Annotated in this window: 9 protein-coding genes; 7 read left to right on the top strand and 2 right to left on the bottom strand. The window is 39.0% G+C overall.

Features of this window, described 5'->3' with window-relative positions; genetic code table 11:
- Positions 1-417 precede the first annotated feature (417 nt).
- The 4 genes from RT084_RS11025 (at position 418) to RT084_RS11010 (ending at position 8,246) form a co-directional block, all read left to right on the top strand.
- A complete protein-coding gene (locus RT084_RS11025) occupies positions 418-2,811 on the top strand; it encodes a type I restriction-modification system subunit M (RefSeq protein ID WP_313100042.1) in 2,394 nt (797 codons plus the stop codon).
- A gap of 55 nt (positions 2,812-2,866) precedes the next feature.
- On the top strand, positions 2,867-3,787 hold the full coding sequence (locus tag RT084_RS11020) for an Abi family protein (RefSeq protein ID WP_065254056.1): 921 nt from the start codon (positions 2,867-2,869) through the stop codon (positions 3,785-3,787).
- 153 nt (positions 3,788-3,940) lie between these two features.
- Positions 3,941-5,221: a restriction endonuclease subunit S gene (locus RT084_RS11015; RefSeq protein WP_313100039.1), complete on the top strand. Its 1,281-nt coding sequence runs from the start codon at positions 3,941-3,943 to the stop codon at positions 5,219-5,221.
- Positions 5,222-5,231: 10 nt separating this feature from the next.
- Positions 5,232-8,246 carry a type I restriction endonuclease subunit R gene (locus tag RT084_RS11010; protein ID WP_313100038.1) on the top strand — a complete coding sequence of 1,005 codons (3,015 nt, stop codon included), beginning with the start codon at positions 5,232-5,234 and terminating at the stop codon, positions 8,244-8,246.
- A 554-nt stretch (positions 8,247-8,800) separates the two neighbouring features.
- On the opposite strand, the gene RT084_RS11005 is transcribed toward RT084_RS11010, so the two are convergent.
- Positions 8,801-9,121: a hypothetical protein gene (locus RT084_RS11005; protein ID WP_128681898.1), complete on the bottom strand. Its 321-nt coding sequence runs from the start codon at positions 9,119-9,121 to the stop codon at positions 8,801-8,803.
- Positions 9,122-9,475: 354 nt separating this feature from the next.
- On the opposite strand from RT084_RS11005, the gene RT084_RS11000 reads away from it, so the two are divergent.
- The 3 genes from RT084_RS11000 (at position 9,476) to RT084_RS10990 (ending at position 13,727) form a co-directional block, all read left to right on the top strand.
- Positions 9,476-9,814 carry a plasmid mobilization protein gene (locus RT084_RS11000; protein WP_065253238.1) on the top strand — a complete coding sequence of 113 codons (339 nt, stop codon included), beginning with the start codon at positions 9,476-9,478 and terminating at the stop codon, positions 9,812-9,814.
- Between the two features lie 106 nt (positions 9,815-9,920).
- A complete protein-coding gene (locus RT084_RS10995; protein ID WP_313100034.1) occupies positions 9,921-12,578 on the top strand; it encodes a relaxase family protein in 2,658 nt (885 codons plus the stop codon).
- A gap of 192 nt (positions 12,579-12,770) precedes the next feature.
- On the top strand, positions 12,771-13,727 hold the full coding sequence (locus tag RT084_RS10990) for a LysR family transcriptional regulator (RefSeq protein ID WP_313100031.1): 957 nt from the start codon (positions 12,771-12,773) through the stop codon (positions 13,725-13,727).
- 11 nt (positions 13,728-13,738) lie between these two features.
- On the opposite strand, the gene RT084_RS12435 is transcribed toward RT084_RS10990, so the two are convergent.
- Positions 13,739-13,960, bottom strand: coding sequence for a LysR substrate-binding domain-containing protein (locus RT084_RS12435; RefSeq protein WP_409519602.1), 222 nt, complete (start codon positions 13,958-13,960; stop codon positions 13,739-13,741).
- Between the last annotated feature and the right edge of the window lie 143 nt (positions 13,961-14,103).

Genomic DNA, 14,103 nt, shown 5'->3' with positions numbered 1-14,103 from the left:
TGTCCACATATATGTAAATGAGTGTCCACATATATGTAAATGAGTGTCCACATATGTGTAAATGAGTGTCCACATATGAGGGCTCTAAGCCTTGCTGGATAAGAATCACAGCAGTCTAAAAGGTATTAAAAGTAATTAAAATGTAATAAAAACCTTTTTTCTTAAATTATATAAAAAAACTACTAATAAAATAAAAAATTGTTGATAGTTAATAAGTTTTTGTACCGTTTTTCTTTAACATAGTGAGTATATAAATAAAATTTTAGTGATATAAATAAAATATTTTAGAAATCAATAACATATGGATTAAAAAATAAATTATTGTAAATGGTTGTCCATATATGAAATTCATTTTCTCTAACATAGTGAGGCATAAATTCATTATACTTGGTCAATTTTAGACAATGAGTTAATTTCATGAATCATGCTGTACATAACAAATTGGTCTCTTTTATTTGGTCAATTGCAGATGACTGTTTAAGAGATGTTTATGTTCGTGGTAAATATCGTGATGTAATCTTACCTATGACAGTATTACGCCGTCTTGATAGTATTCTTGAGCCTACCAAACAAGCCGTTCTTGAAGAAGTTGAATTTCAAAAAAAGGATTTAGGATTAACTGAATTTGATGATGATGGCTTGCGCAAAGCATCAGGTTTTGTGTTTTACAATACTAACAAATGGACGCTCAAAAAACTCAAGGAATCAGCCAGCAATAATCAGCAATTGCTACTTTCCAACTTTGAGGAGTATTTAAATGGCTTTAGTGCTAACGTCAAAGACATATTAGTGCGGTTTAAATTACTTGACCAAGTTCGCCATATGGCAAATAAAAACGTTCTACTCGATGTTTTAGAGGAATTCGTTTCACCCTACCTAAATTTATCACCAATTGAGCAACGTGACCCCCAAGACCAATTGCTGCCTGCTCTTAGTAATTTAGGAATGGGTTATGTTTTTGAAGAGCTGATTCGCAGATTCAATGAAGAAAATAACGAGGAAGCAGGGGAGCACTTTACCCCAAGAGAAGTCATTGAGTTAATGACGCATTTAGTATTTGACCCAATCAAAGATACACTACCTAAAACATTAACCGTTTATGACCCAGCGTGTGGTAGCGGGGGTATGCTGACCGAATCTGAAAACTTCATTCACGAAAAATACCCGCTAGACAATATGCAACGCACCATATTTTTGTATGGCAAAGAAATCAATGATGAGACTTACGCCATTTGTAAATCAGATATGATGATTAAAGGCGATAACCCAGAAAACATTCGGGTTGGCTCAACCTTATCAACCGATGAATTTGCAGGTACGCAATTTGATTTTATGCTGTCCAATCCACCATATGGTAAAAGCTGGGCAGGAGAGAAGAAAAATATCTATGATACCGACGGCAAAACCGTTTCTGATACCCGGTTTATCGTTACCTTAAACGATTATTGGGGTAATCCACAAGTAGTAGATGCAACCCCACGCTCTAGTGATGGGCAGTTATTGTTTTTGATGGAAATGGTTAGCAAGATGAAATCGAGCAGGGGAGGGGAAAAAGGCTCTCGTATTGCATCAGTGCATAATGGCTCAAGCTTGTTCACAGGTGATGCTGGTAGTGGTGAAAGTAATATCCGCCGACACATTATCGAAAATGATTGGCTTGACGCAATTATCCAATTGCCGAACAATTTATTTTATAACACAGGTATCACCACTTACATTTGGCTGTTATCCAACAATAAGCCAAGCGAACGTCAAGGCAAAGTCCAACTGATTGATGCCAGTCAAATGTATCGCAAACTCAAAAAGAACTTAGGCAGTAAAAATAGCGAATTTAGCCCACAAGATATTGCCACGATTACCCAAACTTATCTTGATATGGCAACCATCCGTGGGCAGTTGGATGCTAAAGGCGAGCCAACAGGCATTGCTAGTCAAGTATTTGCCAATCAAGATTTTGGCTATCATAAGGTCAATATCGAGCGTCCTGACCGTCGTCACGCTCAGTTTACCGCCGAGTCGATTGCCAAGTTGCGTTTTGATAATAGCCTAAGCGATGCTATGAACACGCTATATGAACAATATGGCGATGAGGTTTATCAAGCTGAGTTTTATACCAAGTACAAAAACGATTTAAAAAAATGGGCAGAATCTGAAGAGATGGGCTTAAGTTTGGCTCAACGCAAAAAAATTCTCGATATTGAGACTTGGCAAAACCAAGTGTCCATCATGAACCATGCTATAACGCTCTGGGAAGCGCTAGGAGACGTTTTATACACTGACTTTAATCTTTTTACCAAAAAGGTCGAGAACGTGCTTAAAACGCACGATATTAAGCTTAAAGCGAATGAGCGAAAACAAATTCTTGATGCGGTCAGTTGGTATGATGAAACAGGTGAAAAAGTGATTAAATCTATCACCACGCTAAAAGCCGATAAAATCCAAGCCTTATGCGAGCGATTTGGCTGTCAGCCTGAGCAATTAGCCGATTTTGGGTATTATCCTGCCCAAGATGTGGGTGTTGAGAATGCCAAGCCCGACCAGTATGTGATTTATGAAAGCAGTAGCGAATTACGAGATAGCGAGTCAATCCCGCTCAATCAAGGTATTTACGATTACTTTTTGGCAGAAGTACGACCGCATGTGAGCGAGGCGTGGCTGGACATGGAAAGTATCAAAATCGGCTATGAGATTAGCTTTAACAAGTATTTTTATCAGCATAGACCGCTGAGAAACTTGGATGAGGTAGCAAATGAGCTGTTGCAACTGGATAAAGAGGCAGATGGCTTGATTCGAGATATTTTGGGCGGTTAGTGGGTCTGACTTTGCTATAATGCAAAGATATTTTTGATTTGTACTAAGGAAATTTATGCCCACCAAGTTACCGCCTAAGCCTTATAAAACGGTACAACAACAGTTAGATACCTATAAACAGCGTGGCTTAATTGTTGATGATAATAAAAAAGCGTTGGGCTATCTACGAACAATTGGCTACTATCGGTTGAGCGGTTATGCGTACGTGTTTCGCCAAGTGATGCCAGACGGTACAGTCGATAATGCGTTTGAGCCAAACAGCCATTTTCAAGACATCAAAGCCTTGTATATGTTCGATAAAAAACTGCGTCAGTTGGCATTGGATGCGTTGGAGCGAATCGAAGTGGCTATGCGAGTACGAATTGCCGATAGGCTTGGCTCATTTGATCCATTAGCCCATTTAGATGAACAGTATTTTGATGATAAGGTTAGGCATGCCGATTGGGTGGCTCGTTATGAAGCGGTGATAGCTCGAGAAAAACACAGCGATTTTGTCAAACATCATCAGCAGTATTATTACGATATTCCCGTTTGGGCAGGGTGTGAGCTGTGGGATTTTGGGGCGATGTCGATTTTGTATAAAATCATGCGACGGGCGGATAAAGAAGCTATTGCTAAATATTATCGCTTGCCCAGTGCCAAATTGTTAGAAACTCAATTACACGCCTTCAATTTGATTCGCAATATCTCGGCACATCATGGGCGTTTGTGGAATCGCCATGTGGTATTTAAAGCGTCGCTAAAGGGGTTGGAGCCAGAGTTTCAAAGGTTTGACCCTGCCAAGGTGTTACTCTACTTTTGCCTGATGCAACGGATGTTAACGTTTATTTGCCCAAATTCGACTTGGGGACAGCGGTTTTTAGATACGTTGGATGAGTTTCCGCAGATGAGCAATAATAAAGTGAGTTTGGAGCAGTTTGGCTTGCCAAAGTCGATGAGTTTGGCGGATTTGAAAGCGTGGCGCTTATGGCGATAGCGATTTTAAAATTTTTGGTTCGCTAGAAATAGATAGCCCCAAGACTTGTTATTCCCATAATGGGCAAGAACTTGGGGAGTTGTTAGGGCGTATTATACCGATTTTTGGCTGTTTAGTCAATTAAACAAAATAAATTTAATGGTAGTAAGTTCAATGAGTTATGCGACGTATGATAGTTATAAAGACAGCGGTGTGGATTGGTTAGGGGAGATTCCAAGTGATTGGGAATTGGAGAAAGCGAAATGGCTTTTTAAAAAAATGGAACGTCCTGTTAGTCCTAATGATGAAATTGTTACTTGTTTTCGTGATGGTCAAGTCACATTACGCTCAAACAGAAGAACAGAAGGATTTACTAATGCTCTGAAAGAACACGGCTATCAAGGTATAAGGAAGGGTGATTTAGTAATTCATCAAATGGACGCATTCGCAGGGGCTATTGGAATTTCAGATTCCGATGGTAAATCTACACCTGTGTATTCAGCTTGTGTACCATTTGACAAAAATAGAGTCGAGTCAAAATATTATAGTTATTTTTTACGAAATCTTGCATATTTAGGTTTTATAGAATCGCTAGCTAAAGGCATTCGAGAGCGTTCAACTGATTTTAGATTTTCGGATTTTGCAAAATTAATATTACCTGTTCCTGCTATATCTGAGCAAAGAGAAATAGTAGATTTCATTGATAAAAATTTAGCCCAAATTGACCAAGCGATTGCCCTCAAGCAACAGCAAATTGAAAAATTAGGCGAATATAAGCAAATCGTGATTCAGAATGCCGTTACCAAAGGCTTAAACCCTAACGTCCCCATGAAAGATAGTGGTGTGGAATGGATAGGTGATATTCCAGAGCATTGGCAAATGAAACGCCTTAAATATGTACTAGATGAACGCAATGAACGCTCAAAAACAGGCGAAGAACCTTTATTTATGGTTAGTCAAAAATATGGCTTAGTTGTAAGAGCTGATTATCATGAGAAAGCTGAAGTTGCACAATCAAATATTGATAACAAAATTGTCTATAAAAATGACTTGGTTTTCAATAAGTTAAAGCCACATTTGGGCGTATTTTATAAAAGTGAAATAGATTTTAAAGGATTGGTAAGCCCTGATTATGCTGTTTATAAAGTTAAAAATTATATTTATGACATGAAATACTTGGAAATTTTATTTAGAAATCCAAAGTATATTGAGCAGTTTATTATCAGAGCGACTGGTATTGTTGAAGGTCTAATCAGATTATATACAACTTCTTTATTTGAATTACCAGTAATGATTCCGCCTAAAGAGGAACAAGAGACAATTTTAAATTTTGTCAAAAATGAGAATGATAAAATTGACATTTCACAACAAAATTTAGAGAAGCAAATCGACCGTCTAAAAGAATACAAAAACATCCTAATCAACCAAGCTGTCACAGGCAAAATAAAAATCTAACGAGCCAATCATGCAGAAACTTACCAACTTTAGCGAAAAAGAACTTGAAGACCATATCGTCACCGCCCTAACCGCTAACGGCTATCAACAAGGTAACCCTGCCAACTTTGACAAAATCCAAGCCATCGACAGCCACTATTTTTGGCAATTTCTGCATAATAGCCAACAAACCGCCCTAGACACCATCGCCAAACACAACCCAGACTGGCAAAAAACCATCATCCACCGCCTAAACAATACCATCAAAAAATACGGCGTGTTGCATATACTCAAAAAAGGCTTGGACGTGGACAACGCCAACTTAACCTTTCTTTATCCAAAGCCCTTAGCAAGCTCTAGCCAAATCGCCCGTGACAACTATCAACAGAATATTTTTACCGTTACCCGACAAGTTCGTTATAGCCAGCATAACGGCAACTCGGTGGATTTGGTCATTTTTTTAAACGGTCTAGCTATCATCACCCTAGAACTCAAAAGCACCCATAAAAACCAAACCGCCCGTTTTAATGCCATCGAACAATACAAAAAAGATCGAAGCCTTGATGACCCGTTATTTAACTTTGCCAGAGCGATTGTCCACTTTACCCTAGACAACCAAGAAGCCTATATGACCACACGGCTAAACGGGGCAAATACCTTCTTTTTACCGTTCAATAAAGGCAACCACGGCAACGCAGGTAACCCACCCAATCCCAACAGCTTTAACACCGAATACCTTTGGAACGAAGTGTTACAGCCTGACAGCTTAGTTAATCTCATCAGCCATTTTGTACGATTAGGCTGTGATAATCCCGACATCAAAAAGCCCAATCTTGGCGACATGACCCTGTATTTCCCCCGCTACCATCAAATGAGCGTGGTAAGGCGATTGGTGCAAGACGTCGCTGGCAATGGCGTTGGCAAACGCTATCTGATTCAGCATTCCGCAGGGTCGGGCAAGTCCAACTCCATCACATGGCTTGCCTATCAGCTTATAGAAGCCTACCCGCACAGCGAACAAGCAAAAGGGGCGAAAGGGCTAGAACAGCCGCTATATGATTCGGTGATTGTAGTGACTGACCGCAAAATTTTGGACAAACAGCTCAAAGACAATATCAAGCAGTTTAGCGAAGTCAAAGGCATTATCGCCCATGCCGAACGCTCAAAAGACCTACGCAACGCCCTAGAAAACGGCAAAAAAATCATCATCACCACTATTCAAAAATTCCCCTTTATCCTAGACGACATTGGCGAAATGGCGGACAAGAACTTTGCTATTATCATCGACGAAGCCCACAGCTCACAAAGCGGAATGGCTCACGATGGCATGAATACCGCTTTGGGTATTGATACCGATAACGAAAAAGACGGTGATATGGACGATAACCAAGACCGCATTATAAAGGCAATGGAATCACGCAAAATGCGGGGCAATGGCAGCTATTTTGCTTTCACGGCTACCCCAAAAGACAGCACCCTAGAAAAATTTGGTGAAAAACAAGCCGACGGTCGCTTTACTCCCTTTGACCTGTACTCCATGAAGCAAGCCATTGAAGAAGGCTTTATTCTGGATGTGGTACGCAATTACACCACCTTCAAATCTTACTACGAGATTCAAAAATCGGTCGAAAATGACCCAGCATTTGATTCTAACAAGGCACAAAAAGCCCTGAAAGCGTATGTCGAACGCCAACAGCAAACCATCGATGTCAAAGCCGAAATCATGCTTGATCACTTTATCAGCAATATTTTTGCCAAAAAACGCCTAAAAGGTCATGCCAAAGCCATGATAGTCACACAAAATATCGAAATGGCAATCCGTTATTACCAAGCGATTAACCGCTTATTAGAGCAAAAAGGCAATCCCTTTAAAGCCATGATAGCCTTTAGTGGTGAAAAAATCGTGGACGGCATTGGCTACACCGAGAGCCAAATCAACGGCTTTGAAGATAGCAAAACCAAAGAAAAATTTGATAGCGATGACTACCGAATTTTGGTCGTTGCGAATAAATATCTGACAGGCTTTGACCAACCCAAACTTACCGCCATGTATGTCGATAAAAAATTGCGAGATGTACTGGCAGTGCAAACCCTGTCAAGGCTCAATCGCTCGGCGAATAAGTACGACAAAAAAACCGAAGATTTGTTTGTGTTGGACTTTTTTAATGAACTAAAACATATCAAATCCGCATTTGATAAATACTTTACCGTCACCACCCTAAGCCAAGCGACCGATGTCAATGTACTTAGCGATATCAAAACTGAACTAGAGGCGGTAGGCGTTTATGAACCCCATGAAATCATTGACTATGCCGAAGCCTATTTTGGCGGTGCCAGTATGGAAACCTTGCAAGGCAAAATCAATATTTTGGCAGAACGCTTTAACCATGAGCTAGAACTTAGCGATGACGCAAAAATCGAATTTAAAATGCAAGCCAAACAATTTGTCAAACTCTATAGCCGTCTTGCATCCATTATGCCGTTTAACAAAATCGAATGGGAGCGATTGTTTTGGTTATTAAAAGCATTAATTCCTGAGCTTAACATTCGCACCCAGGAAGATGATGATATCGATGACTTGTTAGAATCGATTGATTTAAATACTTATGCGATTGAAAGAACGGCTTTAGGTTCAAAGATAACATTAGACGAAAAAGAAGCGGTTATCGACCCGAGCAACCCTAACGTGATTGGCGTACATACTGAAGCAAAAACCAACAACCTAGATAAAATCATCGCAGATTTTAATGAGCGATGGTTTAAAAGTTGGCATATTACGCCAGAAGAACAACGAATGAAATTTATCAACTTAGCACAACGAATTTATGACCATCCTGACTTTCAACAGAAGTATCTGACCACGAAAGATGAACAACATCGCAACCTAGAATTTGAAAAACTGGTCAAAGACATCATCGTCGAAGACCGAAAAAAAGAAATTGATTTTTACAAACTTTTTATCCAAGATGAAGCCTTTCAACTTGCGTTTTTGAGTAATCTCAGACAAGTAGTTGATAAAAAATCACTATCAGACCTGTCAAAATAAATCTATAAGAATTATTCCATAATGAAAAGTATTTAAGCAATTTAATAATTCAAATATTTTTTTATTAATAATAAACTTACGACAAGTTCTGATCTGTGTGTCAAATTAAATTTACCGAATTTATACTAAGATGGGTAAACGCATTAATCTTTTGTTCTTAAACTTGGGTAGATAATTTGGCTAAAAAACTATCAATTCTCTTAAAGTTAAAAAAACTGATAGATTATGGAGTAAATTCTTAAAGAAAAAAATAATAAAATTTAGAGTTTTTCACCAAAAAGAATTAACTAGTCTGAAAAAATCTAACAAAAACATTGTTAAAAAAAATTAGCATCAAAAAAAATTCAAACCAAAAAAAATAAAAGAACTAAAAGAAAATTATCAATAAAAAATATAGATTAATAAAAAAATTTATCACTCTATAACTAAAAAACACTATCAATTTTATAATTGAACACTAAATAATTAAACTAATTATCCACCAAATTAGTGGTTAAATTATTATTATAATTGATGCCATTTTCTTCAACTATTTTATGATCTAAAGCAGTGATTTAATGAGAAGTAGGTTGAATATTATTAGCATTTTTATCATCAATAACCAATTGTTTGCTATCAGTATCATCTTGCTTAGCCAATTTTTTTAAAATATTTATACGATTTTTTAAACGCTTTTTTTCCTCTTTGGTAGCATATTGATCTAAAAACTTTAAATAAGCTTCTGCTTTTTTGGGTTCACTAATACTATCAACATAACGCTTAGAAATCGTACCTAATGCTTCTGCTTCCTCTTTATTCATCAACTCTAATGCTTGAGAAATTGCTAACATCTCTTGGGCCAATTGCTCAGGGGTTTTCCTCAAGTACTTACTCATTATTACCTCGCATACTTATCCAATAAAAATATCAGTTATGGAAAAATCTTAGCATGCTTTAGTTATAGCAGCAAGTTTGGTCTTTACTGTGCCCACAGGCAATGCTAGAATTTGATAATAAAGATCATAACCCCGTAGAGCTAAAAGAGCAAGCACAGATAAAGACCCCTATTTCGCTATCGCTCATAGGTGTTTTATCGGATGCTTGATTAGGGGGCAAGCCCCCCAATACCCCCAGCCCAACCTATTTTACTCCCCCTAAAAAGCTGGGGTCGTAAGAAGATGTTGGGCTAAATCCTACGGCATACATTGTAAAACGATTATGATAATTCTTTAGTTGGTTGGCTATTAGCGATGAAAAAATCAGAACAAGATAAGCGAACGCATGTGGTAAAGGTGCGCTTTAACGATGAAGAATATGAGAAAATCCAAAAAATTAGTGAGATGCCTGTCGCAAAATATATTCGCCTAAAATCCTTAGAAAATCCGATGGAGCGTCGTATTCATCCACCCAAAGTTGAGCAAGGTTTATTGCGTGAAATTAATCGTATCGGTGTTAATTTAAATCAGCTGACTACTATAGCGAATAATAATTTTAATAATAATACGTTAGATAATTTAGCGTTGGCTACGGAACTTGCTTTCCTTCGTCATCAGCTCGATCAATTATTAGATCGTTATACTACTAAATAAAATATAATTATTATTGATGAAATTGTTGCACCTAAATTATAAAAATCGTTTAAATTTTTTTTAAATACTTATAGCAAGTTATCTAAAATTTTTTATGGAAAATTAAATGCTTGTGAAATTTTTTAAGCGAGGTGGGGTCACAGATAACCATTATTCTTCGGGTGGTCGTGCTGTGCAACGCTATTTGCTAGGGAAAGATTATGCAGATGGTATCGCTTCTCGCGAAAATGCAAAATTATTGAGTGGTAATCCTGAGTGGGTGACTGAACTTATTAATGGTTTAACTTTTTCAAAGATTTATACGGCTGGGTGTTTGGCATTTGAAGGGGAGGAAAGTAAGACGGTTACTGAAGCAATGAAACAACAATTGATGGATGAATTTGAGCACTGTTTATTTACCGGTCTTGATAAAAATCAGTATGCTGGTTATTGGGTAGAACACACCGATAAAATTGATGAGGTAACAAACACCCCTAGGCTTGAGCTGAACTTTGTCTTTGCCAATGTCGAACTAACAACAGGAAAAGCGCTACCCGTTTATTATCATCTAATCGATGAAAAACGGGTGGATACGTTTAAAGAAATCAAAAATTTAGAGATGAATTTAACCGATCCAGTTGCGGCGGCGCGCATTAAATTAACACGGATTGGTGATAAGCTACCTAAAAATGTTAAAGAAACGCTAGGAAAAATTAATGATGAATTAGAAGAGTTATTTATCAATGAGTCAGTCAATCATCGCGATGATGTGATTACTTATCTATCTGAGCATTACGAGATCACCGCTATTAAGAACCAATCTATTTCTATTAAAAATCCACACGGTGGCGCTAGACCTATTCGTTTACAAGGAGCTTTTTATGAAAAAACCTTCGAATCTCGGGGAACTCTCGGCGAGCAATTTGACCAAGCAAAAAACGATCGAAGATACCGTGAAGAGCCAGATCACGAACGAATTCTCAGGCTTAAGGCAGACTATCAAAGCTACTGTGACAAACGAAGTAACGAGCTTTCTAAACGATTTAAAAACCGAGCTCAAAACCGAGCAGAGCCAACCGTTGAACCAGATCAGCGAGTCGAACAAAGCCTTGCACGAACGTATCGATACATTGATCGACCAGAAGGCTATCTCAGCCCGTTTAGATCAGCTCGATACGCGGCTAGCCCAGATGGAAGAACGGATCACGCAAATCGACGAGAAGGCTCAAACGACTTTAACGTCACTCACGAATCAGGTGGACAGCAATCTGGGTACCTACGCCAATCACGTGAACGAGAAGATAGCATTGAGAATCGAGAGCGAGCAGCAGGATTACCAGCGATTTTTAAGCGAACAGCAAACTTGGCGCAGCAAGCTGATAACGAGTATCAACCGCCAGAATCAACTACCAGTGATATTGTGGGTGATCTTTTTAAGCCTGCTGGCGATATCGTTGGGCATCAACATCTCGGTGCTCGTAGAATGGCGGATTTGGTCAACATTCATGATAACATCATTACTGATGATTCTGTTTATTCTGACTTGTTGCGGGATTTACCTGGCGTATCAACAGTTAACGCGGGAGAATTAAACGATGCTACCGAACCATCCAAACCTACTGTTAGAGACCGCCTTAGCGCAGCTGTCAAAAACCTTGTTAGACGAGCAACAAGCGCAGTTTACGGTTTTCAAACAGCAGTACGAGCAAGACAATCAAGCGTTGAGCGAATTAGTGGCCTTGCTCAAACTTGCTATGGAGAAATTAGAAAACTCGTCAACCATCGATACGAACAAAGAACCCGTCACCAAAACACAGCTCGACAATTTACTGGCGCAAAATCAGCAGTTAGCCGATCAAGCCGCACGCTTAGCCGAGCAATATCTAAGCCAGTATCACGAGCATCAACGAACGATTCAAGCGTTGACCAACCAAGTATCTCAGCTTCACCAGTCCAATCAGGCACTACAAACACAAACCCAGCAATTGCAGCAGTCCAACCAGCAACTGACAACGGAAAATCAAGCGATCTTAGCCAAGTTGTCCGAATGGGTCACGCTATATCAAGCACAGGACGCCAAAATGACAACATTGATAAAACAATTGAATTGATTGCTCAACGACAAGCTGTCATTGCCGAAGAAGCGAGACTAGCGAAATTAAAGCAACAGCTTGAAGCGCGCACTGAATTTGAGAAGCAAATCGCCGAGGAAATCAAAGCCTATTTTAATGGGCTTCAACAAGCAAAAATCGAAGCTGATTACTATTATGAGCGCTACTCGCTTAATCGGGCATTACAAGCCATGATTGCGCTTAGGGTAAGTCAAGTCATTGGTGATAAGGATATGTTCTTAAAAGCCACGACAGCTTATAAACGCGCAATGGTAGGGGTTAAACCCACCCATGATAGACAAGAGATGATAGATAAAGCGCGGGATGGGTCCATAGGTTTTTCAGAAAAAATACGCTCTAAGGGCCTTGATGGTCTAGGTTATCAAAAAGATAAGCCAGCTCATTGTCAGTATTTGGCACAGGGTGTTAAGCTTGCTACGTTATTAAATAATCAGGCAAAGGCTTTGGTGGATCAGGCAATCGAACGCGATTTTATCGAATCTGATCAAACTGTGGAGCTGTATGATGCGGATCGACAGTTGTCAAAACCACTGACAAGCTTGTTTGACGATATTGACAAAATACTGACGAGTGTAGATACGTCTGTTCAATCACCTAAACCCGTTCAGCAGCCTTCGCCAAGTTATGGTAGAAGACGGGGCCCTGGGTTCTAAAAATTTATTTAAATAGCTTAAGTTGGCTTTGAACTCGTCCATGCTTTTGATTTAGGTGATTAGTTGGTTTATCTGTTTACTTATTTTCCTGTTAGGAGAGTTGTAACTAGTCACGCACTTTCAGGAAAAACCGGTAGTGTTCAAAAAACTGTGTCATTCCCATAAACTGTCAAATAAAACAGGAATGACACCATGCAAAACTTTGACTTTAACGAAGCCTTAAAAGCCATTCAATTAGGAAAGCCTATTACATTTGAAATTATGTCATATTCACTCGATGAATTACGCACGTTTTTGCTCGTTGCCAATACCCAAAGCTTTACCAAAGCCGCAGCTCAACTTGGGGTGGCCCGTTCTGCTGTCAGTCATAGTATTGCTCAGCTCGAAAAAACGATGGGGGTGCGTCTATTTAATCGCACGACTCGACAGGTCGCTACCACAGACGCGGGGCAACAGCTTTACCAACAACTTGCACCTTTACTTGAGCGTATTGATAATAAAATTGATGAAGTGCTGTCTTCTCAACGTCAAATGCAAGGCACGATTCGCATTACAGGCACGCCCCATACCTTAGAGTATGAATTGTGGGATAAGCTTTGCCAATTTAATCAGCAATATCTAGCCGTGACACTTGAGATTCATTCCCAAATTCGTTTGGTTGATATTGTGGCAGAACGTTATGATGTGGGCATTCGTTCGGGTAATATGGTCAATAACGATATGATTGCCGTTAGGGTATCAGAGCCTGTCATCATGTGTGTGGTGGCAACGCCTGAGTATTTATCTACTCACCCTACGATTGCAACCCCTGATGATTTGGTACAACATCAGTGTATTCGATTACGATTACCCACGCACGGGGGCTTATTAGATTGGCAGTTTTATCATCCTAACACCCATGAGGTGACAACACATGTGGTGCAAGGAAATCTGATATTTAATGACGCACAGCTGATGATTAAGGCGGTAAAACAGGGACAAGGACTGCTGTGGCTAGAACGTTCGACAGTGATTAAGGAGATTGAGCGCGGTGAATTACAAGAAGTATTACATGATTGGGCACTGCTCTACCCCGCCTATTATCTATACTATCCTAACCGAGGAAATTCTCCTTTATTAAAAACCTTTATTGAGGCACTAAAAATATAAGAAAATTCTTATCACCTATCTAGCTCACAAACCATTCTACTCTCCAAAAAATCGATCAATGCTCGAATCTTTGAACTTAAAAAGGCCCGATTCATATATACCGCATATAAAGGCATGATATTTAAGGGCTCTGAGAATATTTTGACTAATTGTCCTTGTACTATCGGCTCATCAATTAACCATTCTGACAAAATTGCCACTCCCATACCAGCTATCGCCATTTGTGCTAGCATGATGGTATTATTGCTGTCATTAAGGGATCAGCACAGAATTCGCACCATATTTTACGATAGGTAAATTTGTTTAATTTTATGTGTTTGTTATTTAATAAATTTTTGAAAATTCTCTCAACTAAATTACATATTAGTTATCGCTG

The sequence above is a fragment of the Moraxella sp. CTOTU48717 genome (genome assembly GCF_032057165.1).
Taxonomy (GTDB): Bacteria; Pseudomonadota; Gammaproteobacteria; order Pseudomonadales; family Moraxellaceae; genus Faucicola; species Faucicola tetraodonis.
The sequence above is the reverse complement of the archived record's forward strand: the minus strand, read 5'-3'. Positions and strand labels throughout refer to the sequence as shown.

What these genes read in the sequence shown, in the direction of transcription:
- RT084_RS11025 (WP_313100042.1), top strand. Translation starts at nt 418, where the DNA reads ATGAATCATGCTGTACATAACAAATTGGTCTCTTTTATTTGGTCAATT.
- RT084_RS11020 (WP_065254056.1), top strand. Translation starts at nt 2,867, where the DNA reads ATGCCCACCAAGTTACCGCCTAAGCCTTATAAAACGGTACAACAACAG.
- RT084_RS11015 (WP_313100039.1), top strand. Translation starts at nt 3,941, where the DNA reads ATGAGTTATGCGACGTATGATAGTTATAAAGACAGCGGTGTGGATTGG.
- RT084_RS11010 (WP_313100038.1), top strand. Translation starts at nt 5,232, where the DNA reads ATGCAGAAACTTACCAACTTTAGCGAAAAAGAACTTGAAGACCATATC.
- RT084_RS11005 (WP_128681898.1), bottom strand. Translation starts at nt 9,121, where the DNA reads ATGAGTAAGTACTTGAGGAAAACCCCTGAGCAATTGGCCCAAGAGATG.
- RT084_RS11000 (WP_065253238.1), top strand. Translation starts at nt 9,476, where the DNA reads ATGAAAAAATCAGAACAAGATAAGCGAACGCATGTGGTAAAGGTGCGC.
- RT084_RS10995 (WP_313100034.1), top strand. Translation starts at nt 9,921, where the DNA reads ATGCTTGTGAAATTTTTTAAGCGAGGTGGGGTCACAGATAACCATTAT.
- RT084_RS10990 (WP_313100031.1), top strand. Translation starts at nt 12,771, where the DNA reads ATGCAAAACTTTGACTTTAACGAAGCCTTAAAAGCCATTCAATTAGGA.
- RT084_RS12435 (WP_409519602.1), bottom strand. Translation starts at nt 13,960, where the DNA reads ATGCTAGCACAAATGGCGATAGCTGGTATGGGAGTGGCAATTTTGTCA.